This window comes from Pseudomonas sp. BF-B-30 (genome assembly GCF_019956305.1).
In the GTDB taxonomy this organism is placed as follows: domain Bacteria; phylum Pseudomonadota; class Gammaproteobacteria; order Pseudomonadales; family Pseudomonadaceae; genus Aquipseudomonas; species Aquipseudomonas jessenii.
In genome coordinates this window covers 1-22,034 of the sequence record NZ_JAHBDG010000066.1, presented here as the reverse complement: position 1 = coordinate 22,034, position 22,034 = coordinate 1, and the positions used below count along the sequence as shown (strand labels likewise).

19 protein-coding genes are annotated in these 22,034 nt (G+C 61.6%); 12 read left to right on the top strand and 7 right to left on the bottom strand.

Translation table 11 applies throughout. The annotated features are described in order from the left end of the window. Positions 1–710: 710 nt before the first annotated feature. Complete coding sequence (gene gcbA / locus KGB29_RS24915) at positions 711–2,381, bottom strand: diguanylate cyclase GcbA (RefSeq protein ID WP_057712158.1); 1,671 nt, start codon at positions 2,379–2,381, stop codon at positions 711–713. A 486-nt stretch (positions 2,382–2,867) separates the two neighbouring features. On the opposite strand from gcbA, the gene KGB29_RS24910 reads away from it, so the two are divergent. The 6 genes from KGB29_RS24910 (at position 2,868) to KGB29_RS24885 (ending at position 9,642) form a co-directional block, all read left to right on the top strand. Continuing rightward, positions 2,868–3,935 (top strand): DUF2333 family protein, encoded by a 1,068-nt coding sequence (locus tag KGB29_RS24910; protein ID WP_150813551.1) that lies wholly within the window; start codon positions 2,868–2,870, stop codon positions 3,933–3,935. 3 nt (positions 3,936–3,938) lie between these two features. Continuing rightward, entirely contained in the window at positions 3,939–4,496 is a 558-nt protein-coding gene (locus KGB29_RS24905; protein WP_057712156.1) for an NUDIX hydrolase, read from the top strand. A 292-nt stretch (positions 4,497–4,788) separates the two neighbouring features. Further along, positions 4,789–5,160, top strand: a complete 372-nt coding sequence (locus KGB29_RS24900; RefSeq protein WP_057712155.1) for a translation initiation factor Sui1 — start codon at positions 4,789–4,791, stop codon at positions 5,158–5,160. Between the two features lie 219 nt (positions 5,161–5,379). Further along, the gene (gene speA / locus KGB29_RS24895; RefSeq protein WP_057712154.1) at positions 5,380–7,293 is read left to right on the top strand and encodes an arginine decarboxylase; all 1,914 of its coding nucleotides are present in this window, start codon (positions 5,380–5,382) and stop codon (positions 7,291–7,293) included. Positions 7,294–7,525: 232 nt separating this feature from the next. Then, positions 7,526–8,845 carry a type VI secretion system Vgr family protein gene (locus KGB29_RS24890; RefSeq protein WP_154910387.1) on the top strand — a complete coding sequence of 440 codons (1,320 nt, stop codon included), beginning with the start codon at positions 7,526–7,528 and terminating at the stop codon, positions 8,843–8,845. Further along, positions 8,842–9,642: a DUF4123 domain-containing protein gene (locus KGB29_RS24885; RefSeq protein ID WP_223616496.1), complete on the top strand. Its 801-nt coding sequence runs from the start codon at positions 8,842–8,844 to the stop codon at positions 9,640–9,642. The genes KGB29_RS24890 and KGB29_RS24885 overlap by 4 nt, the downstream gene beginning before the upstream one ends. 31 nt (positions 9,643–9,673) lie before the next feature. Here KGB29_RS24885 and KGB29_RS24880 read toward each other — a convergent pair whose 3' ends face one another. Both KGB29_RS24880 and KGB29_RS24875 read right to left on the bottom strand, forming a co-directional pair. Further along, positions 9,674–11,023 carry an MATE family efflux transporter gene (locus KGB29_RS24880; protein WP_154910389.1) on the bottom strand — a complete coding sequence of 450 codons (1,350 nt, stop codon included), beginning with the start codon at positions 11,021–11,023 and terminating at the stop codon, positions 9,674–9,676. 163 nt (positions 11,024–11,186) lie between these two features. Beyond that, positions 11,187–11,480: a hypothetical protein gene (locus KGB29_RS24875; RefSeq protein WP_154910390.1), complete on the bottom strand. Its 294-nt coding sequence runs from the start codon at positions 11,478–11,480 to the stop codon at positions 11,187–11,189. A gap of 262 nt (positions 11,481–11,742) precedes the next feature. Between KGB29_RS24875 and KGB29_RS24870 the strand changes: the two genes are divergently transcribed. The 4 genes from KGB29_RS24870 to KGB29_RS24855 are packed head-to-tail and all read left to right on the top strand — an operon-like array spanning position 11,743 to position 14,034. Next, positions 11,743–12,045: a MazG-like family protein gene (locus KGB29_RS24870; RefSeq protein ID WP_085727452.1), complete on the top strand. Its 303-nt coding sequence runs from the start codon at positions 11,743–11,745 to the stop codon at positions 12,043–12,045. Next, positions 12,045–12,794: a methyltransferase domain-containing protein gene (locus KGB29_RS24865; protein ID WP_154910391.1), complete on the top strand. Its 750-nt coding sequence runs from the start codon at positions 12,045–12,047 to the stop codon at positions 12,792–12,794. The genes KGB29_RS24870 and KGB29_RS24865 overlap by 1 nt, the downstream gene beginning before the upstream one ends. A gap of 12 nt (positions 12,795–12,806) precedes the next feature. Beyond that, a complete protein-coding gene (locus tag KGB29_RS24860) occupies positions 12,807–13,415 on the top strand; it encodes a DUF4136 domain-containing protein (protein WP_057712147.1) in 609 nt (202 codons plus the stop codon). A 55-nt stretch (positions 13,416–13,470) separates the two neighbouring features. Continuing rightward, positions 13,471–14,034 (top strand): DUF4136 domain-containing protein, encoded by a 564-nt coding sequence (locus tag KGB29_RS24855; RefSeq protein ID WP_057712146.1) that lies wholly within the window; start codon positions 13,471–13,473, stop codon positions 14,032–14,034. 108 nt (positions 14,035–14,142) lie between these two features. On the opposite strand, the gene KGB29_RS24850 is transcribed toward KGB29_RS24855, so the two are convergent. Both KGB29_RS24850 and KGB29_RS28660 read right to left on the bottom strand, forming a co-directional pair. Beyond that, positions 14,143–16,911 carry an ATP-binding protein gene (locus tag KGB29_RS24850; RefSeq protein WP_154861075.1) on the bottom strand — a complete coding sequence of 923 codons (2,769 nt, stop codon included), beginning with the start codon at positions 16,909–16,911 and terminating at the stop codon, positions 14,143–14,145. Continuing rightward, positions 16,908–17,036: a hypothetical protein gene (locus KGB29_RS28660; RefSeq protein ID WP_256355997.1), complete on the bottom strand. Its 129-nt coding sequence runs from the start codon at positions 17,034–17,036 to the stop codon at positions 16,908–16,910. Before KGB29_RS28660 ends, KGB29_RS24850 begins: the two co-directional genes overlap by 4 nt. Positions 17,037–17,954: 918 nt before the next feature. Between KGB29_RS28660 and KGB29_RS24845 the strand changes: the two genes are divergently transcribed. Beyond that, positions 17,955–18,311: a DUF6124 family protein gene (locus tag KGB29_RS24845; protein ID WP_090452940.1), complete on the top strand. Its 357-nt coding sequence runs from the start codon at positions 17,955–17,957 to the stop codon at positions 18,309–18,311. A 58-nt stretch (positions 18,312–18,369) separates the two neighbouring features. Here the strand turns inward: KGB29_RS24845 and KGB29_RS24840 are convergent, their stop codons facing one another. Next, positions 18,370–19,224: a MaoC family dehydratase gene (locus tag KGB29_RS24840; RefSeq protein ID WP_154910393.1), complete on the bottom strand. Its 855-nt coding sequence runs from the start codon at positions 19,222–19,224 to the stop codon at positions 18,370–18,372. A gap of 2 nt (positions 19,225–19,226) precedes the next feature. Then, the gene (locus KGB29_RS24835) at positions 19,227–20,579 is read right to left on the bottom strand and encodes a 3-oxoacyl-ACP reductase (protein ID WP_150813542.1); all 1,353 of its coding nucleotides are present in this window, start codon (positions 20,577–20,579) and stop codon (positions 19,227–19,229) included. 223 nt (positions 20,580–20,802) lie between these two features. On the opposite strand from KGB29_RS24835, the gene KGB29_RS24830 reads away from it, so the two are divergent. After that, positions 20,803–22,034: acetyl-CoA C-acetyltransferase (locus KGB29_RS24830; protein WP_223509031.1), on the top strand; the 1,232-nt coding region annotated here is incomplete at its 3' end.

Sequence of the window (22,034 nt, the reverse complement as noted above, 5' to 3'; positions counted from 1 at the left end):
CAAGGCCCATCATCGAGGCGAAATCATCGGTGTTCGACTCGCTGCTGGTGGTCACGCCCAGCAATGGCAGGGCGTCGAGTTTCTCTGCCTGGATACGGATGTTGGCCACTTCGCGTTCGACATCGGCGGCCAGCTCGCTGCGGCCGCTGCTGACCAGTTTGTCCCGGGTCAGGGACAATTTTCCCAAGTGTTGCGATGCGGTGAGCAGCGGCGTGAGGTAGGCCGCATTGCCACTGGCGTACTGGCTGAGCTGATCGAGACTGGCACCCAGTTCCCGCTCGGCCTGCAGCAGCAAGGCCTGCGGATCACCTGCCAGTTTGCCGGCGGCCAGCAGGTCGGTCTTGCTGAATTCTTCAAGGGTCGACAGGCTGGGGCGCAACGCCTCGGCCAAGGCCGGTGGCAATTCGCCGAGTTCTTTTTGCAGGCTGTCGATGCCTTGGGCGGCACTGCTCAGGCGCAGCGCATCGCCGCTGCCCAGGTAATCCTCAATGCTGCGGGCGACGTCATTCTGAAATTGCTGCGACAGGCCCAGGTAGCGCTCCATTAATAGATATGGACGCTCCAGGGCTTTCTGCGACCACCACAGCGTAGCGCCGAGGGCCACGCACACGGCCACCAGAAGGAGGGTATTGAGATTGGTCAGCAGCTTCAGGCGCATTACGGACTACCAACGGCAGAAATGGTAAGTGCCTGAAGTTATTGCGTTTCTGTTACAGGGTTATGACCGTATCGGTCGATTCCGATAAAAAAGTGGCACTTTGCTTTGATGTGCGTGCGCCCTGTACGCGATTGCGTCCGCCGTGTTTGGCGCGATACAGCGCTTCGTCCGCCTGGTTGGCCATCATCAGGCTGTCGGAGCTTTCGCAAAGCTCAACCACTCCGGCACTGAAGGTGCACCACAGATCCTCGGGTTGCGCGGGGTAGTGAATCTCGGCAAAGCGCTGACGGATTTCATCGAGCACGTTGTAGGCCGCTTCGATATCGGTATCCGGCATGACGATGGCGAACTCTTCGCCACCGTAGCGGCCGATGAAGTCGGTTTTGCGCAGGCGTTGCTTGAGAAACAGCGCCAGGCTCTTGATGACCCGGTCACCCATGGGGTGGCCGTGGCTGTCATTGACCCGTTTGAAGTGGTCAATGTCGAGCATGGCAAAGCTCAGCGGCTTGCTTTCGCGGCGGGCGCGGAACGAGCAGTCTTCGAGCAATTGCAGGATATGCGTGTGGTTGTATAACCCGGTGAGACTGTCGCGGACCATCCGTGCCTTGAGGTTGCGTGCCCGGGCCGCGCGGTTGCGCACGGTGGTGATCAGGTGCCGGGGCTTGATCGGTTTGGTCAGGAAGTCGTCGCCGCCCTCGCTCATGGCGTCGAGCTGCTTGTCCAGGTCGTCTTCGGCCGACAGGTAAATGATCGGCACGCTGACGTAACGATCGTTATGGCGGATCACCTTGGCCAGTTCCGTACCGGTGCAGGCCGGCATGTACATGTCGAGGATGATCAGGTCCGGCTGGAAGTCCGCCAGTTCGGCCATGGCCTGGATCGGCTCGATGAGCGTGCGGGTGACGATCCCGGCGCTGTTGAGCAGGCGCTCGGTGTGCAAGGCCTGGGCGCGGGAGTCGTCGATGATCAGCACTTTATAAGGCTCGTACTGGGCAACGCAGGTCAGGACTTCGATCTTCTCCAGCAGGCTCGACGCTTCGAGGGTGCCGGTAAGGAATTCCTGGCCGCCGGCACGCACGGCGGCCAGGCGGGTCGGGGTGTCGGTTTCGTGCAGGCTGAAGAACAGCAGCGGCAGCTGATGATCGAGGCCTTCCTGGGCTTCGGCGGCCAGTTTCAGGCCGACACCGGTGCCACTAAAGTCCACGTCCATGACAATCGCCGCCGGCATGCGCTCGACCATCGATGAGCGAAACGCGTCTACGCTGTCCAGGGACTGGGCGCTGAGGCCGAAGAATTCCAGTTGTTTGGCCAGGCGCTCGGCGCGGTCGTGATCCTGCAACATCACGTAGATGGGCTTGCGCAGCGGCGGCAGGAAGGTTTGATCGAGTTGGTCGCCATGGCGCAGGCCGGTGCGTGACAGGCGCTGCATCAAGCGGTTGAGATCGGTGATCAGGCCACTGCTCAGGCGTCCGCGATTGGCGTCGACCGCTTCCAGTGACTGACCGATGTGGCGTGCCAGTTGCGAGTGTTCCGGTTGTTCGAAACGCTCGGCGAAACGCAGCAGGCGCAGATTGGCCTCGCTCAGTTCCGAAAGGTCGGCGGTGGACCACTCACTGCGTTGCAGGCGCTGCCATATCTCAAGAATCTGACGAGCCTGATGAATTACCCGCTGGGCAAAGTGGTGCTTGAGGCGCTCGCGGCTGGGATCTTCTGGCTCGGTCATATCCTGACTACTAGTTAGGGTGCACACTGAGGTCGAGTGGTGGCTCTATGCTAGCACCACTTTTCCATTACATGAGTGCTGTACGTCAATAATCTGCAATGTGTCTTTATTCAGTTTGTGACTGGCCGGTCTTGTTCTAGCCTTTCAAGTCGCGGTTTTAAGGGGCGAAGTGCCTGAATCAGGGCACTTGGCGGGCGCGGGGTGGAAGTGGACGAGTGACGGAACGCCGGCCATTCATGATTTTTTTGCCAGTGCTGATCGGCCCGTTTTTTTGGGCTTTAGAGGGTCGGGGATTCCCTTAGGGTGGCAATCCAAACCATTAGGGGGGATTTTGAGGGTCGCAGCGTCGTCGGGTGCACAGACGTTCTTTTGATCCGCAAGCCCGGTAATTTTCCACATCGGTGCGATGGCGGGTGCCGGGCCAAGGCACGTTGTTGTATGGTTGTGGTCGAACCGTTGAACTCAAGAGCTTGAAAGGATATCGCCATGCTGGACTGGAAGAACCGCACAGACAGTGCGCCTGAACGTACCGCTGAACCGAAGTCGGAGACCCGCAGTTATCTGGGTGGTCTGTTGTTCAGCCGGGCGCTGGCCACTCTGCTGGGCATCTACCTGTTGGTGGCGAGTGTCCTGGGCTGGTACTGGAGCCAGGAGCCGGCGCTGTTCCCGGTCCAGCAAACCGCTCAACTGGCGGCCGAGAAAGAAGGCAAGCAGATGGTCGTCGGCTACACCACGGTGGAAACCCTCAAGACCGTAGCCGGCACCTTGCTGACCAAGCCGGGCGGCTATATTTCCAACGACCGATTCCCGCCAGGCCTGTGGATGGACAACATGCCGAGCTGGGAATATGGCGTGCTGGTGCAGGTCCGCGACCTGAGCCGGGCACTGCGTAAAGACTTCGCCCGTTCGCAGTCGCAGTCTGCCGAAGACGCCGACCTGGCAAAGGCCGAGCCGCGTTTCAACTTCGACAACAAGAGCTGGGTGCTGCCGTCCAGTGAGTCCGAGTACCAGGAAGGCATCAATTCCCTGAGCCGCTATCAGGCGCGACTGTCCGATCCTAACCAGAAGAGCGCGTTGTTCTATGCCCGTGCCGACAACCTGAACAACTGGCTGGGTGACGTCGGCACCCGTCTGGGTTCGCTGTCGCAACGACTGTCGGCCAGTGTGGGCCGGGTCAAGCTCAACACTGCGCTGAAGACCGAGGTGGTGACGCCGGGTGTGGCGCCGCAAGTCGATGAGGAAATCGTCGAAACCCCATGGCTGCAGATCGACAACGTGTTCTACGAAGCTCGCGGCCAGGCCTGGGCTCTCTCGCATTTGCTGCGCGCCATTGAAGTCGACTTCGCCGATGTGCTGGCCAAGAAGAACGCCACGGTCAGCGTGCGCCAGATCATTCGTGAACTGGAAGCGTCGCAGGAGCCGGTGTGGAGTCCGATGATCCTCAACGGCAGTGGCTTCGGCGTACTGGCCAACCACTCGCTGGTCATGGCCAACTATATTTCCCGGGCCAACGCGGCGGTGATCGATTTGCGTCAACTGCTCAATCAGGGCTGAGTCATGGTCGATAATGCCAGGGAGGCCGCGCACCGTGCGGCTTCCGATGCCGAACAGATCGCCTGGGTTGACGAGCAGGACAACCTGCTCGGCGCCCTGGTCCGTTCCGATTTGCGCGAGCGCGGGCTGATCGGGCGCGGCACCTACATTATGTTGTTCAACTCCGCTGGCGAGCTGTGCGTGCATCGCCGCACCCTGAGCAAGGCAATCTATCCCGGTTTCTGGGACGTGGCGGCGGGGGGCATGGTGCTCGCCAGTGAAACCTATGCCGAGTCGGCGGCAAGGGAGCTGGAGGAAGAACTGGGCGTGAGTGGCGTGGAACTGACCGCCCATGACCACTTTTACTTTGAGGACACCGGCAATCGCCTGTGGTGTTCGGCGTTCTCGGCGGTGTGGGACGGCCCGTTGATCCTGCAACCGGAAGAGGTGCTCGAAGCGCGCTTTATCCCTATCGATCAGGTCATGCTGGAAATCGAGCAAAAGCCTTATTGCCCGGACTCTCTGGCCGCATTGAAGCGCTATTTGCGCTCACGCCGGATCGACGTCGCAAAACAGCTATAAATTGGCGCCGATTGGCTCTTAGCAATCGGCGTTTTTGCCGTTACACTGCGCGACCTTTTTAAACTGAACCGGTATGGCTTCCTGTAGGAGCGAGCCTGCTCGCGAAAAACGCAAGAACGACACGGGCTGTCTGACGTCCCGCGTCATCGTTGACGTCCATCGCGAGCTCGCTCCTACAGTGAAATGAATGTCGTACCGTTTCAGTAGCGCTGCCCCTGCCTGAGTGGGGCTTCGCGGTCGATAGCCTTCCCAAGTGCTGCGACCAGTCTTTGTCCTCCGAAGAGGATTGCCGGTGGCCAAAAAAGCCGCATCCTTCGCCGCCTTGGGCGGCCTGGTATTTTCCACCGACGCAGGTCGTCATTGCCCGGAATGCAGTAAACCGGTGGACGCCTGCATCTGCAGACAGACCGTTATCCCGGCCGGCGACGGCATCGCTCGCGTGCGTCGCGAAAGCAAGGGCCGTGGCGGCAAGACGGTGACCACCATCACCGGCGTGCCGTTGGCTGAAGACGCGCTCAAGGACCTGGCCACGACGTTGAAGAAACGTTGTGGTACCGGTGGGGCGCTGAAAGACGGTGTCATCGAAATCCAGGGCGATCATGTCGAGCTACTCTTGGCAGAACTGATCAAGCTCGGTTTCAAAGCGAAGAAGTCCGGCGGCTAGCAGCCTCTGTGAAAACCACCCTCGGCTTGATCCGGTCCTGATGACATTCAGGTCCGGCATCGTCTACATGGTTTTCACAGAGCCTGTTCATGACCGGTATCTAAACTCACTGCGGTCGGCGGGGTCTATTGCCTCGTTGACGAACCGTCATTTTCATTCTTTAGACTGCGCCGGCCTGAACCCAGGCGACGCACTATGACTTCTTTATAGGGGACTTCGATGTCCGTACGACGCACACGCAAAGACGATGGCAGCCAATGGACAGTTGCGGACAGCCGCAGTGTTTACGGGATTCGCCATTGGGGGGCCGGGTATTTCGCGATCAATGACGCCGGTCGCGTCGAAGTTCGTCCGAACGGTCCGAGCAGCTCGCCTATCGACCTGTACGAGCAAGTCGACCAGCTGCGCAAAAGCGGCCTGTCCTTGCCATTGCTGGTCCGTTTCCCGGACATCCTGCAAGACCGCGTGCGTCAGCTGACCGGCGCATTCGACGCCAACATCGAGCGTCTGGAATACCAGAGCAAGTACACCGCGCTGTACCCGATCAAGGTGAACCAGCAGGAAGCGGTGATCGAAAACATCATCGCCACCCAGAACGTTTCCATCGGCCTGGAAGCCGGCTCCAAGCCTGAACTGCTGGCGGTGCTGGCACTGGCGCCGAAGGGCGGCACCATCGTCTGCAACGGCTACAAGGACCGCGAGTTCATTCGCCTGGCGCTGATGGGCCAGAAGCTCGGCCACAACGTGTTCATCGTGATCGAGAAAGAATCCGAAGTCGGCCTGGTGATCGAAGAAGCGGCTTCGCTCAAGGTCAAGCCTCAGGTCGGCCTGCGCGTGCGCCTGTCGTCCCTGGCCTCGAGCAAGTGGGCGGACACCGGCGGTGAAAAATCCAAGTTCGGCCTGTCGGCGGCGCAACTGCTGTCGGTGGTCGAGCGTTTCCGCGCGGCGGGCCTGGACCAGGGCATTCGCCTGCTGCACTTCCACATGGGCTCGCAGATCGCCAACCTGGCGGACTACCAGCACGGTTTCAAGGAAGCGATCCGTTACTACGGCGAACTGCGCAACCTCGGCCTTCCGGTGGATCACATCGACGTCGGCGGTGGCCTGGGCGTGGACTACGACGGCACGCACTCGCGTAATGCCAGTTCGATCAACTACGACATGGACGACTACGCTGGTGTCGTGGTCGGGATGCTCAAGGAATTCTGCGATGCGCAGAGCCTGCCGCACCCGAACATCTTCTCCGAAAGCGGCCGTTCCCTGACCGCGCACCACGCGATGCTGGTGATCCAGGTGACCGACGTCGAGAAACACAACGACGACGTGCCGCAGATCGAGAACAAGGAAGCGCTGCCGGAAACCGTGCAGTGGCTGGTGGACCTGCTGGGTCCGACCGACATCGAAATGGTCACCGAAACCTACTGGCGCGCCACGCACTACATGAGTGATGTTGCCTCCCAGTACGCCGACGGCAAGCTGACCCTGGCCGAGAAAGCCCTGGCCGAGCAGTGCTACTTCGCCGTGTGCCGTCGCCTGCACAACTCGTTGAAGGCACGCCAGCGTTCCCACCGTCAGGTGCTGGACGAACTCAACGACAAGCTGGCCGACAAGTACATCTGCAACTTCTCGGTGTTCCAGAGCCTGCCGGACACCTGGGCCATCGACCAGGTCCTGCCGATCATCCCGCTGCACCGTCTCGATGAAGAGCCGCTGCGTCGTGCGGTACTGCAAGACCTGACCTGTGACTCCGACGGCAAGATCAACCAGTACGTCGACGAGCAGAGCATCGAGACCAGCTTGCCGGTGCACGCGTTGAAAGAAGGTGAGGACTACTTGCTGGGTGTGTTCCTGGTCGGTGCCTACCAGGAAATTCTTGGCGACATGCACAACCTGTTCGGTGACACGGATTCGGTGAACATCTACCAGAACGCCGATGGCAGCGTGTACCACGCCGGTATCGAAACCCACGACACCATCGAAGACATGCTGCGTTACGTGCACTTGTCGCCGGAAGAACTGATGACCCACTACCGCGACAAGTGCGCCAGTGCCCGCATCAGCGCAACCGAGCGCACGCAGTTCCTCGATGCCTTGCGTCTGGGGCTGACCCGTTCGTCTTACCTGTCTTCCTGAGGTAAGCGTCACGCTCATCAGGTCGTCTGAAAATTTACCGTTCGCTGCGGAAATTTCAGATGACCTGGTGCGGCAATTCTCCTGTTCCAGGCGAAATTTCCAGCATCTTCGACGACCCAACGCATTTGGTCTTCTTTTCGCGTAGGTTATTTCCTAATTTGTATTTCGGCACTCTACTCGGCCATGTCTCTCAGCGAGAATCCCCGGCCGCCCCTCCTGTAGAGAAACGCCGATGTTCAATCCAGTCAGCGAACCGTCATTTCGTCTGGATGTAGCAGGTCTGCCCGATTCCTTAGAGGTCCTGGTCTTTACCGGCAGAGAAGCCATCAGCGAGCCGTTCGTGTTCGACCTGGAACTGCTGATCGAAGACCCGGTGCTTGACCTTGCCAGTTTGCTGTATCGCCCTGCCTCGTTGCATTTCGGACCAGCCGGAAGCTACGTGCATGGACAATTGCATGAGCTCGTCCAGCGTGACCACGCCAGAGGACCCCGACTCTGCCAGGTGCGCCTGGGGCCAAAACTGGCTTGCCTGGCCCAGCGCTTCAGCCAGCGAATCTTCAGTGCCCGATCAGTGCCGCAAATCCTTGACCAGATCCTCAAGGAGCACGGCATTACCGGCAAGGATCGACGTCTGGAGCTAAGTGGCCAATACCCGCCCCGGGATTTTTGCACACAATATCGAGAGTCAGACCTGCAATTTCTCCAGCGACTGTGCGCCCAGGAGGGGCTTCACTACCACTTCGAACACCGGGCCCGCGGGCACTGTGTGGTGTTTGGTGATGACCGGCAGCATTTTCCAACCGGCGAACCTGTGGTATTGCGCAGCGAGGGCGATCGACCGGTGGTGCGGCAGTTCGAACGTCGGCGTAGCGGTGGGACGGCCGTGCAGTGCGCCGAATGCCGGACGGACCTGGCAACCTTGCGCAGCGGTCGACTGATGCCGCTGTCCGGTCATCCGGTTGCCGATTGCAATCGGCTCTGGCTGCTGACCAGCGTTGAGCATTGGGGCAGCCAGGATACGACGACGCCTTACCACAACCAGGCCCGTGCCCTGCACTGGCCGGCACCCATCAAACCGCCCTGTGCGACGATCGAACCAAGGATGCATGGCCCGCAACGGGCGTGGGTCGTCGAGGTCGATGAGCCAAGCCCTGACCCGCAAAGGCCGGTACCGGTGCAATTCGACTGGCTTTATCAGGGCGAAGGGGCGACGCCCAGTCATTGCTGGCTGCCCCTGGCCAGGCAGTTGCAGGGTTCGACGTTCACGCCGATACGGGAAGGGACTGAGCTGGTCGTGGGTTTTGTCGAGGGCGATCCCGATCAACCGCAGATAACCGGGGTGCTGCATGCGCCGGCAACGGTCGAGGTGACGGACGCCGACACCCCCCAGCCCGGCTGCACCCATGATGAGGGCCTGGAGCAATGGTTGCGCTCGGGGGAGCCATTGCTGATGTTGTGTCTGCTACCCGGTGGCGGCAGCTTCAACCATTGCGCACAGGCTTTGTGCACCTGTCGTCTGGCGACGCAGCTTGGCCAGAGCTCTGGAGCATGATTGCCACACGTACGCCCGAGGCACCCCCGCAGTGGCTGTTGCTGGATGTGCCGGGCACGCCGCAGGCGGGTGTCACACTTCGGCAAATGTTTGCCCAGGCCCGATGGTTCGGGTTGTTCGAAGGCACGGAGTGGCATGCACTGCATGAACAGGGGCCGGTCCTGGTCGATCTGCGCACCTGCCCGGCACTGGCCGATTTATGCATCGTCGACGGAAAACGCTGGCCCGGACTGCTGGTGGTCAGCGAGGCGGGCGCTTCGTCGTTGCTGGCGCATTTGCGGCGCATGCTCACGGTCACGCTTGGCCTGCACCGGGCCCTTTTGAGTTACTACAACCCAACCACGGCCAGTTATTTTTTCGATGCCTGCGATGCGGTTGAACTGAGTCGATGGCTAGGACCTATCCACCAGTTACGCTGGTTCGGCGGTAGTTGTGCCGACCGCGCGATGGGGTGTGAGGGCTGGCAGCGCTTGTCCAACCCGGGGTTGTCGGTCAGCCCGTTGGCAGTCGAGGAAAGCCTCAGCGTTGGGCAGCAGGGAAAATTGCAAACCTGCCTGCTCGAGCAGCATGCCTGGCGCTGGAGCCGATCCACCGGTGTCGATTTTCCCCGCCTGTGGGCTCATGTGCAGGAGGGGATCGCGCTGGGGTTCAGCGAGCGCCCGGTGCTTGATGGCTGGATATGGCTACGCCTGCAGTATCCCGACGCGGTGCCCGTGCAGCCGTTGCCGGGCGGAACTCAACAGGAACGCCTCGATCACCTGCGAAACCGGTGGCAGAACGATCCACCCTGGCCATGAGGTCGAAATTAATTGTCGGGGCCACGCCCGATCAGTGAATACCGCCGGCGAACCAGCCATCGTTACGGCGCAGGCGCCAGGCGATCATGCCAAGGGTCAGGCTGCGCAGCAGCATGAACAACAGAAAGGTTATCCACAGGCCATGGTTGCCCCCGCCTTGCAGTGCCCAGCCGAAAGGCAGCACCAGCGCCACGGTCAGCAGCATGCCGTTGCGCATCTCCCGGGCGCGGGTGGCGCCGATGAACAGGCCGTCGAGCAGGTAACTCCAGACGGCAATCAGCGGCAGTACGGCGAGGTAGGGCAGGTAGATGAACGCGGTGTCGCGCACACTTTGAATGTCGGTCTGCATCTCGATGAACAGATGCCCGGCGAACAGAAACAGCGCGGCAAAGCCCAGGCTTGCGAGCAACGACCAGCCACCGGCCACCACCAATGAACGGCGCAGGGCATCGCGGTTACGGGCGCCAAGAGCATGTCCGCACAGGGCTTCGACAGCGTGGGCCAGGCCATCGAGGGCGTGGGCGGTCAGCAGCAGGCCATTGAGCAAGAGAGCGTTGGCCGCGACCGTGGCGTCGCCCAGCCGTGCGCCTTGCACAGTGATCAGGAAGAACACCGATTGCAGTGCCAGGCTGCGGATAAAGATATCGCGGTTGACCGCCAGCAATGGCCGCCAACTCTGCCACAGCGCCAATGCCGCCCAGACGATATGCCCGGGGTAGGCGCGCAGGGCTTTGCGGGTCATCAGCAAACCGATCAGTGCGCCGGTCCATTCGGCAATCACCGAGGCCCGGGCAGCACCGACCACGCCCCATTCCAGGCCGAGGACGAACCACAGGTTCAGGGCAATGTTGACCAGGTTGGTGCTCAGCAAAATCGCCAGGGGTGCCCGGGCATTCTGGGTGCCGAGGAACCAGCCGACCAGGGCATAACTGGCGAGCGCCGCCGGCAGGCCGAACAGGCGGGTATGGAAGAACTCGCGGGTCAGCTGATCGAGCTCAGCCGACGGTTGCATGAAATGCAACGCGACCCCGCTCAAAGGCACGCCCACCGCACCCAGGACCACGGCCAGGCCGATGGCGAGCAGCAGGCCTTGCAACAGAATCTGCCGCAAGGCGGCACCATCCCCACGCCCCGCTGCCTGGGCGGCGAACCCGGTGGAGCCCATGCGCAGAAAGCCCATGGCCCAGGCAAGGAAGGTGTACAGACTGGCCCCGACCGCGACGGCACCGAGTTGATGGGCGTGGGGCAGGTGACCGATGACGGTGCTGTCGACCAATGCCACCAGCGGTACGGAAATGTTCGAGAGAATCATCGGCGCGGCGAGTGCCCAGACCCGGCGATGGGTAGGGCGGTCGCGCCAGTCGGCGGTCAGGTTGGACATGCAGGCTCCTTGGAGGAGCGGGCATTGTAGCGGCACATCGAGGGCGAGCCGCGATCAATTGTGGGAGCGGGCTTGCTCGCGAAAGCGGTCGTCCAGTCAATAATGACTCGACTGACCTGCCGTCTTCGCGAGCAAGCCCGCTCCCACAGTGATTTGTGTGGTGTCAGTGGATGATCCAGCTGAGCAACCACAGCCCCAGCAGCAACCAGATGAAACCCATGATGAACGACGCATTGAGAAAGGCGCGGATCGCTGACCACAGCAGGATCAGGCCGAGGATCAAGGTCACGATGCTGATGACCGAGGTATCCATGCCCAGCGCCTGGGACAGGCCTTCGATGAAATTGCTGCTGGCGTTGCTCAACAGATTGAACAGACCACTGAGGCCATCAACGATGAAGCGGATGATCGAGCCGAGTACCTGGCCGAGCCATTCGGAAAAACCTTCTACCTGCATGAAGTGAACGTCCTGTTTAAAGAGAATTGAGTCTTGGGCTGTCGATCATGCTGCCGAGTTTCCACAAGCATAGAGGGTTGCACAATACCTGTGGGAGCGGGCTTGCTCGCGAAGGTGTCATGACATTCAACATCAATGTTGACTATCAGTCAGCTTTCGCGAGCAAGCCCGCTCCCACAAAAAAACAATGCCAACCGCTCCAACTTTGTCACTTGCCTTCACCTGTGATCCCCCCGAAGCTATACGTCTTCAGGAGAGCCCGATGAACCTTGTTGAACTGACCGAACGCCTGCACGCCATCCGTGACCGCAATGACTGGCGGCAATTTCACAGCCCGAAAAACCTGGCCATGGCCGCGAGCGTGGAAATGTCCGAGCTGGTGGAAATTTTCCAGTGGCTGACCGAAGACCAGTCACGCCAGTTGCCGGCGGACAAACTCGCCCACGCCGGGCAGGAAGTCGGTGACATCGTGCTTTATCTATTGCTGCTGTGCAGCGAACTGGGCCTGGACATGGACGCCGTGGTGCGCAGCAAGCTGGCGGACAGCGAACGGAGGTTCAGCTGATGAGCGACCGTCATTTCGATCAACTGGCGACCCGTTTCGCCGAAAAAATCTACGGCGGTGCCAAAGGAGCGATCCGTCTGGCGGTGTTGCAGGCCGATCTGGCCGAAATCTTGCCCGACCGGCCGCTGCGCGTGCTCGATATCGGCGCCGGGCTTGGCCACATGTCGTTGTGGCTGGCCGAGCGCGGCCATCAGGTGACCCTCGCCGAGCCTGCCGAGCCGATGCTCGAAGGCGCCCGCCAGCGTTTTGCCGAAGCAGGGCAGAGCGCCACGTTCATTCAGGCACCCTGGCAGGAGCTGCTCGGGCAACTCACCGAACCCTACGACCTGGTGTTGTGCCACGCCGTGCTGGAATGGCTGGCCGAACCCCACGCCATCCTGCCGGTGCTGCATCAGCTGACCAAGGCTGACGGCTGGCTGTCCCTGGCGTTCTACAACCGTGACGCGCTGATATATCGCAACTTGCTCAAGGGGCATTTCCGCAAGATGCGCAAGAACGACATGGCCGGCGAAAAGCAGAGCCTGACCCCGCAACAGCCCCTTGATCCGCGCGAGCTGGCGGCGCAACTTGAAGGTCTGTGGCAGGTCGAAACCATGAGTGGCGTGCGGGTTTTCCACGATTACATGCCGGTGGAATTCCAGGCCCGCGCCGAGCTGGCGGATCTGCTGGAAATGGAACTGGCCCACCGTCGTCATCCGAGCTTTGCCGGGCTTGGACGTTACTTGCACTGGATCTGTCGGCCTGTCTGATCGGAGCACGCAATGAAAAGTCATTCAGGTGTACTGGTGTTCTGCCTGGGGCTGGCTGCCTGTCAGGGCAGCAACCCCTATGTCGCCACGTCCAACCCATTGCCACCGGCGCCGCCCCAGGCCGCCAACACCTTTGACCGCAGCGCTTACCCGGCAGCCCCCCGTGACTATGGGCGCTACCGCAGTTGGGCCTGGCTCGACGGGCATCTGCCACCGGGCACCGCCTGGGCCGACTCGGCACAGATCGCCGAAGCGGTCAGCAATGCGCTGGATCAACGCGGCTTGCGCCCGTTGCACGACAATCGCCCGGCCGACCTGTTTGTCAGCGCCGACCTGCGCCTGGAAACCCGTTTGCGCCAGGTACAGGACGACTATTACGGCGGCGGTTATGGTGGCTACAACGGCTACGGCCCTGGATATGGCGGGTACGCCACCGTACCTGTCGTTCGTACCTATCAGGAGCAAGTCGTGGTGGTTCAGGTGGATATGTTTGACGCCAGGAGCGGCCAGCCGGTGTGGAGCTCCAGCGCTGAAACCGGCAACCGGGGCAGCGAAAGCGAGCGGGCCGATGCCATACGGGAGGCTGTGAAAAAGGCAATGTCGGCGTATCCTCCTAGTTAGCTTCTTGTAGATAAGAAGCATTCCGCAGGATCATGCCTTCAACCGGAGACTCATCATGTTCCGCCGTTTTGTTTTACTGGCAGTGGCCGCGCTGCTCAGTGCCTGCGCCGCCAACCAGGTCAATCATGACTTCGACGCCAGCCGCGACTTTGCTGCCTATCGCAGCTGGACCTGGAAAGAACCCGCCCTGCAATACCGTCCCGACGATCCACGGATCAAGAGCGACCTGACCGAGCAGCGCATCCGTCAGGCGGTTGCCGATCAACTGGATCAGCGCGGTCTGCGCCCGGCCGCCGCAGGCGCCAAGGGCGATTTGAATGTGCAGACCTACCTGATTGTCGAAGAGCGGCAACAACAGGTGACCACCAATTACGGTGGCGGCTGGGGTAACCCGTGGTATGGCTACTACGGCGCCCCCATGTATAACGAAACCCGCAACGTCAGCTACAAAGTGGCGACCATCCAGATCGACCTGCTCGATGGCAAGGACGGCAAACTGGTGTGGCGTGGCAGTGACGAACAGATACTCAGCCGCACGCCGAACCCGACGGATCGTCGCGATGCCATCTGGGAAACGGTCACGCGGATATTGGCCAACTACCCGCCGCACGCATCCTAGAGTCAGCCAGTCTCTCAACCCCTGTGCCCTACAGGGGTTTTTATGCCTGGCACTGGCGAGCCTGGGGATCGACCTGAACAAAGTCGAGGTGGGTGCCAACCTCCGTTGTCACTCGGGACGCCCATCCCCGGCGATCTGATCCGGCAGCACAATCGGCAGTTCTATGCAGAAACGCGCACCCTCGGTGGAGTTCCTGACGCTCAGCTTGCCGCCCATGTTCTCGACAATGTCATAGCTCACCGAGAGCCCCAGACCGGTGCCGAAGCCCACCGGTTTGGTGGTGAAGAACGGCTCGAAAATCCGCTCCAGCAAACGCGGGTCGATACCGCCGCCGTTGTCCTCGACCCACAGGCGTACCGAGTGTGTATCCCGTTCGGTGTACAGCGAAATCCACGGCTTGAACCCGGGCAGGGTTTCGCGCTTGCCGAGCAGCGCGTCCCGGGCGTTGACCATCAGGTTGATCAGTACCTGTTCAAGCTGATCGACATAGCCGCGCACCTGCACTTCAAAACCGGTTTCGCTGATGCGCAGGTCGACGCCTTTGTCGCGCAGGTCCTCGGACAACAGTGAGAGCGTGCCTTCGATGGCCTGGACCGGGTTGAACGGTTGCTGCTCGGTTTCCGAGCGGCGGCCGAACACCCGCATGTGGTCCACCACCCGCGCGGCGCGCTGCACTTGCGTGTCGATGCGCGTGAGCTTGTCGATCAGGTAATCGACCTGTACATCGCCGTTGTTCAGGCGCTTGAGTACGTTGACGATAGCCATGCGCATCACGTTCAGCGGCTGGTTGATCTCATGGGCCAGGCCGGTGGCCATTTCTCCGAGGGTGGCCATTTTCGCGCTTTGTGTGAGCTGCTGCTGCGCGCGCCTCACCTCGGTGTTGTCGCGCCCCACGGCCTGGACCTCGAGCAACCGGCCGTGTTCATCGAACACCCCACGATCGGACCAGACCCACCAGGCGTGTTCGCAGCCGGGCAGTTGCAGGTTGATCTCGGCGGTGCTGACCGGAAACTCGGGGCTCAGTCGGTTCAGCCGCTGGATGAATGCAGTGCGCTGTTCCCCGGACATCCAGTCGCCCAGATTCACCCCCGGCAATTGTTCGGGCGCCAACTCCAGACAGGTGGCCAGCGGGCGGTTGCCGAAGGTCAGGGTCAGGTCCGGCTGGTAGCGGCAGATCATCGCCGGCGAGTCTTCCACCAACATCCGGTAGCGTTCTTCACTCTGCCTGACCTGTTCGGTGGCCAGGGTCGCTTCGGTGATGTCCAGCCACAGACCCACGGCTTCCACCGGCAGGCCGAGGTCGTTGCGCAACAACTTCGCTTCATCCAGCAGCCAGTGATAGTCGCCGTGACTGTCACGCAACCGATAGCGGGCGCGCACCGAGCCTTCACGCAGCAACAGCCGCGTGCGCTCGAAATACTGCGGTCGGTCGTCGGGATGCACCCGCTCCACGAGCGCCCCGGGTGCGCAGTCGGCGAGGGTCCAGCCGAGCAGTGGCAACAGGCTGTCGCTGAAAAACACCGGGTGCAACGCACCGTCGACATAGCGCTGTACGTAAATCACCGCCGGAGAGCTGGCGATCAGATTGTCCAGGCGTGCATGGGCGGCGATGGCGCTCTGTTCCTGGTTCTTGATGTCGCTGATGTCGAGCATGAACCCCACCAGACGACGGTTTTTCCCCGCGCCAAGAGCCTGGCCTTGCAGGCGATACCAGGCGGGTGCGGGCGCACCGTAGGGGCGATACAGGCGCACGCACAGCAGCAGGGGAGTGCCAGTCTCCTGCAAGTCTTGCAGGCAGATGCGCAGCTCTTCGCGGTCGGCGGGATACACCTGATCGAGCCAGTCCTGCATGGATAAACGCGACATTCCAAGGTTCAGGGTAGTGGCCAGCGAAGGTGCCAACTGAACCTCGTCGCTGTCGCTGAAAACTTCCCACCAGCCTGTTCCCAGCAAGGCTTGCAGCGATTCCAGGCGTTCCAGTTGCAGGTGATGCCGGTGCTCGCGCAGGCGCCCGAGCAAGGGACTGGCGAGCGCGGCGGTGATTTGTAGCCAGTCGCGTTCCGTGACATCGGGGGCGCGTTTTTGCGCCGTGAAGAAACCGCACAGCAACCAGGCGACCACCCCTTGCGCATCATGATAGGGCACGGCGAAGCCATCGGTATTGCCGAACGCACCTTGCAGGCGCGGGTGTTCGCGCGGGGTCAGGTGCTGCGGTGCCGAGCCGCTCAAACTGTCCAGCCCCGTGCCCAGGCGTTGACCGTTTTGCCACAGTTGCGGTGCATCCAGGGCTGCGTAGTGCTGGTGAATCTGCCAACCATGTTCCTGCTCATCGAGCAAGGCGAGAGCAATGCAGGGGATCTGAAAACGCTGGGCCAGGCTTTGCAGTTGCTCGGTCAGCACCTCGGGCAGGCGCGTCAGGCTGCACAGGCGCAACTGTTCGGCGATTTGCTGCGCCAGCACCTGGCATTGTTCGCGGTTGCGCGATTGCAGGCGCTCAAGCAGCAAGTCGCCGATGTCCAGCATCTGCAACAACCAGGTATCGGCCAAGGGCTGCGCCCAGCCGCGCAAATGCAGCGGGGGGCCGTTGAGGCTGTAGAAGTCCAGGTCCAGGGTTTGCCCCTGCCAGTCCGCCGGCGAGCCTTCGATGACGAGGCTGCTGTGGGGCAACAGGAAGTCGAACAGATGCGGTGCCTGCTCGCTGGGGGGGTGCTGGGCCAGCAAGTGCCGCAGCGGACCGCTCAGTTGAACGACACGCCCCTCGGCATTGAGCTGCATCTGCAATCCGAAACTGTGCACCCGCGGTGCCTCTTGCGGCTCCGGCGGGGGCGGCGGATGGCGATGGAGCAGGCGCCCGAAGAGTTTGTCCCCGGCACTCAAAATTGCAGGCTCGCACTGGTCGTGAGGGTCGCCGGCAGATTCGGATGAATGGCGGCGGTCAGCAATCCCAGGGCGAACTCATTCGCGGCGGCACTTTTTTGTTTGTGGGGGAGGCTGGCTTTCATGAGTGCGTCTACCTTGACCATCACTGAGTAATGTCAGCATAGAATCATTCCGCCAAAATGGAGGTTTGGGTTGTGTACATATCCATTGCTGCGGTAACGGCGGCTGGCGGTTTCGCCCTTACGGCGAGTCCCTTTTGGCAAACGCCCCAAAAGGAACCAAAAGGTCTCGCCCCTTACGTACGGCCCCTCGCTTAGGCTCGGGGTTCCTTCGCTGCGGTATTCATCCGGGGGCATTGCCCTCCGGTCGGCTTCGCTTCGACCTACATGCAATGAGTTCGACTGCGTCGAACGGCGCTGCGCGCCTGTCCCCGGATGAACACCTCCACTCAGCCTTCCGAGGGGGCGGGTGGATCAAGATCAAGAGCTGCAGGCGAGCTAACGCTCGGCCTGATGAGTGGTGAGAAGCAGCGGGTGTACGCCGACTTATTGTGGGAGCGGGCTTGCTCGCGAAGGCGGCCTGACAGCCGAACTGAATTTGGCGGATGTACCTCGACCCTGTGGGAGCGGGCTTGCCCGCGAAGACGGCCTGCCAGCCGATCTATTTCTTTCAGATGTACCCAGCCCAACTGTAGGAGCCTGCTCGCGATGACGTCCTTTCAGCCAACACATTCCTGTGTAGTTTTCCTCAGATCCCGAGGAAATCTCCGACATGTTTCTCAGGTTGTCCGTCGGAAGCGCGATCTCTAGCCTTTGTCGGTCGCTGCAAAATCAGTGATCGGGTTTGGTCGCCCGGGTTTAGAATGGCGCACAGTGCCGCGTGAGCGGCATTTTTGTGCTTGCTTAATGGCGAGCTGTGCGTGGGAGGGCTTAGGCCCTGCCGGGTTTCCATTCCCTGGTCGACCAACCTGCGTACGGTTCGCCACCCTTCTGCTTGGTCGCAGTGATGGCGAACTCCAAATCCAAGAATGGAGCTTCACCATGTTCAAACCCACCCCAAATCCCCCCGAATCCGACGACGTTTCTCCCTACCAATCCCCTCACTCAAATAAATTCCACGAAGCCGCCGACCGCGCCCTCGATCACTACCTCAATCCGCCCAAGCCACCTGCCGTTCACAAACCCAGCACTATGTTCGTCATCGCCCCGGACATCGATACCGAGACCCTGCTGGCCCACGCCTGTGAGTCGCTGGCGTCGGCGAGTGTGATGGCGAGTGATTTCGCAGGTTTTCTGGAGGGCTCGCAGCGCAACACCCTGCTGGGGATTGCGCAGGTGATCATGCTGGGTGAGCTGGCGGTGAACCGGGCGTTGGATAATCTCGATCCGCAAAACTAACCGCGGAGCTTTTGTGGCGAGGAGCCAGCGCCCTCGCCACGTCGAGGTATCAGCTTTATCAGGCAACCGGCCGCCAATGCCCGACCATATGCTCCAGCTCCCCGACACCCACCAACTGAAAATCCCCGCTCGGCCCTGGCGCACTGGCCAGTAACGTCACCTCGCTGGGCAACCGTACCGGTTTCTTGAACTGCACCGCGATCTCGACATTCGCTACAGGCAGATGCCCGGCCAGTGCAGCCAGCGTGCGCGCCTTGTTCCACAGGCCATGGGCGATGGCGGTCGGGAAGCCGAAGAGTCGGGCGCTGGCCGCGCTGAGGTGGATGGGGTTGTAGTCGCCGGACACCTTGGCGTATTGCCGGCCGATGTCCGAAGGCGCTTTCCAGTGCTCGACTTCGCTCAGGGCCAGGCTGGATACCAGGCTCTCTTCGAGCGGTTCACCCTCGAGTTTGACGCCGCGACAGAGCATCCGGCTTTCTGCTTCCCACAACGGCCCCAACTGATCGTCGAGGGTGGTCAGCAGATCGAACGTCGCGCCTTTGGCGTGGGGTTGCAGGTTCTGCACTTGCACGCTGACGCGCACCCGATTCACTCCACCCATGGGACGCAGTACACGAACGCGATTGCTCAGGTGAATCAGGCCCAGTAGCGGGAACGGGAAGTCCCTGGTCGTGAGCAGTTGCATCTGCAAGGCAAACCCGAGGATGTGCGGGTAGGTCGGTGGCAGCAGGCCGTTGTCGGCGAAACCACAGACCTTGCGATAAGCCGCCAGGCGCTTGGGATCGACTTCGACCCAGCAACTCAAACCCGAATCGGGTAGGGTGGTGCCCGTGATTTTTCGCCGTGTCGCCGCTCGTGCGTACAATCCCGGCAGGCCGGGTTCGCGGTTGAGTGTGTGCCAGTCGGTGATCATCCTTAAGCCCCCAGAACGCTTTGCCCGCATACACGCAACGCTTGCCCGGTAAACGCGCCGGTGCCCGGTTGCGCGAGCCAGGCCACGGCCTCGGCGACGTCCTGCGGCAGGCCGCCCTGGCCAAGCGAACTCATGCGGCGTCCGGCTTCGCGCAGGCCGAAGGGAATGTGCGCGGTCATCTGTGTTTCGATGAAGCCCGGTGCCACGGCGTTGATGCTGATGCTGCGCTCGTGGAGTAGCGGCGCCCAGGCTTGCGCCAATCCGATCAGCCCGGCCTTGCTCGCCGCGTAATTGGTTTGCCCGCGATTGCCGGCGATGCCGCTGATGGACGCCAGCAGGATCACCCGGCCGTTGTCGTGCAGGGCGCCGCTGTCGAGCAGGGCTTTGGTCAGCACTTGCGGCGCATTGAGGTTGACCGCCAGCACCGCGTCCCAGAATTCCGGGGTCATGTTGGCCAGGGTTTTATCCCGGGTGATGCCGGCGTTGTGCACCACGATGTCGAGCCCGTCGGGCAGTTGTTCAATCAACTGCGCGGCGGCGTCTTCGGCGCAGATGTCGAGGGTGATGGTGCGCCCGCCGAGGCGCGAGGCGAGGGCTTCGAGATCGTTTTTGGCCGGCGGCACGTCGAGCAGGATGACGTCGGCACCATCGCGGGCCAGGGTTTCTGCAATGGCGGCACCGATACCGCGCGCCGCACCGGTGACCAGTGCCTTGCGCCCGGCGAGCGGGCGTGTCCAGTCGGTGACGGGCGTCAAACACGGACTCAAGCGAATGACCTGCCCGGACACGAAGGCGCTTTTCGGTGAGAGGAAAAACCGCAGTGGGCCTTCCAGTTGCCCCTCGGCACCTTCACCGACGTAGATCAATTGCAGGGTGCCACCGCTGCGTAACTCCTTGGCCAGTGAACGGCTGAAACCTTCCAGGGCACGCTGGGCACTGGCGGCGAACGGGTCGCGCAAGGTTTGCGGATCGCGCCCGAGAATCACCAGGTGCGCACAGTGGTCGAGGTTTTTCATCAGCGGCTGGAAAAACTCGCGAAGTTGCTTGAGCTGATCGGTGTGCAGCAGGTCACTGGCGTCGAACACCACGGCCTTGAGTTTCGGTCCGTGGCCGGGAATCCAGGCCGTGGCCATCGAAGGCTCGGCGCCGTAGCTGTAGATTGCGTCGGTCAGACGGTTGGCGAAAGCGCTGACGTGTTCGGCCAACGGCCCGCCTCCAATCAGCAGGGCGCCTTCTACAGGTCGCAACCGGCCGGCTTGCCAGCGCTCCAGTCTGGTCGGTGTCGGCAACCCCAGGGCGCCGACCAGGCGATGGCCGATGGACGAATTGGCGAAGTCGATATAGCGGTCAGACATGGAACACGCTCCGAAAGCTGGGGATCAAAGTGTGGACCATGAATGGCGATCAGTCGTTCGATCCACGAGATAAGGCCTACGCTTGGTTACATTGTAGGAGCGAGCTTGCTCGCGATGGCGGTGTATCAGCCAACAACGATGTTGAGTGTGCCGGCCCTTTCGCGAGCAAGCCCGCTCCCACAGGGGGCTGTGTTCGGTTCAGATCATTCATCAGGAGCTTTTCATGACCCAACTGCACCGCGTCGCGATCATCGGCGGTAACCGGATTCCCTTCGCCCGCTCCAACGGCCCCTATGCCACGGCCAGTAACCAGGTGATGCTCACCGCCGCCCTCGAAGGCCTGATCGAACGTTACAATCTGCACGGCCAGCGCATTGGTGAAGTGGTCGCCGGGGCGGTGCTCAAGTTGTCGCGAGACATGAACCTCACGCGCGAGTGCGTACTGGGTTCGCGACTGTCGCCTGCCACCCCGGCCTATGACATCCAGCAGGCGTGCGGTACCGGGCTGGAGGCGGCGTTGCTGGTGGCGAACAAGATTGCCCTGGGCCAGATCGACTGCGGCATCGCCGGTGGCGTGGACACCACCTCGGATGCGCCAATCAGCGTCAGCGAGGGGCTGCGCAAAATCCTCCTGCAAGCCAACCGCGCGAAAACCACCGGCGACAAACTGAAAACCTTCCTGCAATTGCGTCCCAAACATCTGATCCCCGAATTCCCGCGCAACGGCGAGCCGCGTACCGGGTTGTCCATGGGCCAGCATTGCGAGCTGATGGCCCAGACCTGGAACATCCCTCGCCAGGCACAGGATCAATTGGCGCTTGAGAGCCATCAGAAACTGGCGGCGTCCTACGCCGAGGGCTGGCACAACGACCTGATGACACCGTTCCTGGGCCTGACCCGCGACAACAACCTGCGCCCGGACTCCACGCTGGAAAAGCTCGCCGCGCTCAAGCCGGCCTATGAGAAAAGCGCCAAGGGCACCCTGACCGCCGGCAACTCCACGCCACTGACCGATGGCGCGTCACTGGTGCTGCTGGGCAGCGAGGAGTGGGCCAACGCACGCGGGTTACCGATTCTGGCCTACTGGCGTGACGGTGAGGCGGCGGCGGTGGATTTCGTCAACGGTGCCGAAGGGTTGTTGATGGCGCCGGTCTACGCCGTACCGCGCTTGCTCGCGCGCAATGGTCTGTCCTTGCAGGACTTCGACTACTACGAAATCCACGAAGCCTTCGCCGCGCAAGTGCTGTGCACCTTGAAGGCCTGGGAAGATCCGGAGTACTGCAAAACCCGTCTCGGGCTCGATACGGCGCTGGGCTCGATCGACCGCAGCAAGCTCAACGTCAAGGGCAGCTCACTGGCGGCGGGGCATCCGTTTGCCGCCACGGGCGGGCGCATCGTCGCCAACCTGGCGAAGTTGCTGGATGCGGCGGGCAAGGGGCGGGGGCTGATTTCGAT

Excerpts from the sequence above, each read along its gene's own strand:
- KGB29_RS24875 (WP_154910390.1), bottom strand. The coding sequence starts at position 11,480 with ATGCAGGTAGAAGGTTTTTCCGAATGGCTCGGCCAGGTACTCGGCTCG.
- KGB29_RS24860 (WP_057712147.1), top strand. The coding sequence starts at position 12,807 with ATGAAAAGTCATTCAGGTGTACTGGTGTTCTGCCTGGGGCTGGCTGCC.
- KGB29_RS24885 (WP_223616496.1), top strand. The coding sequence starts at position 8,842 with ATGATTGCCACACGTACGCCCGAGGCACCCCCGCAGTGGCTGTTGCTG.
- KGB29_RS24855 (WP_057712146.1), top strand. The coding sequence starts at position 13,471 with ATGTTCCGCCGTTTTGTTTTACTGGCAGTGGCCGCGCTGCTCAGTGCC.
- KGB29_RS24870 (WP_085727452.1), top strand. The coding sequence starts at position 11,743 with ATGAACCTTGTTGAACTGACCGAACGCCTGCACGCCATCCGTGACCGC.
- KGB29_RS24910 (WP_150813551.1), top strand. The coding sequence starts at position 2,868 with ATGCTGGACTGGAAGAACCGCACAGACAGTGCGCCTGAACGTACCGCT.
- KGB29_RS24905 (WP_057712156.1), top strand. The coding sequence starts at position 3,939 with ATGGTCGATAATGCCAGGGAGGCCGCGCACCGTGCGGCTTCCGATGCC.
- KGB29_RS24835 (WP_150813542.1), bottom strand. The coding sequence starts at position 20,579 with ATGTCTGACCGCTATATCGACTTCGCCAATTCGTCCATCGGCCATCGC.
- KGB29_RS24845 (WP_090452940.1), top strand. The coding sequence starts at position 17,955 with ATGTTCAAACCCACCCCAAATCCCCCCGAATCCGACGACGTTTCTCCC.
- KGB29_RS24865 (WP_154910391.1), top strand. The coding sequence starts at position 12,045 with ATGAGCGACCGTCATTTCGATCAACTGGCGACCCGTTTCGCCGAAAAA.
- KGB29_RS24840 (WP_154910393.1), bottom strand. The coding sequence starts at position 19,224 with ATGATCACCGACTGGCACACACTCAACCGCGAACCCGGCCTGCCGGGA.
- gcbA (WP_057712158.1), bottom strand. The coding sequence starts at position 2,381 with ATGACCGAGCCAGAAGATCCCAGCCGCGAGCGCCTCAAGCACCACTTT.
- speA (WP_057712154.1), top strand. The coding sequence starts at position 5,380 with ATGTCCGTACGACGCACACGCAAAGACGATGGCAGCCAATGGACAGTT.
- KGB29_RS28660 (WP_256355997.1), bottom strand. The coding sequence starts at position 17,036 with ATGAAAGCCAGCCTCCCCCACAAACAAAAAAGTGCCGCCGCGAATGAG.
- KGB29_RS24890 (WP_154910387.1), top strand. The coding sequence starts at position 7,526 with ATGTTCAATCCAGTCAGCGAACCGTCATTTCGTCTGGATGTAGCAGGT.
- KGB29_RS24880 (WP_154910389.1), bottom strand. The coding sequence starts at position 11,023 with ATGTCCAACCTGACCGCCGACTGGCGCGACCGCCCTACCCATCGCCGG.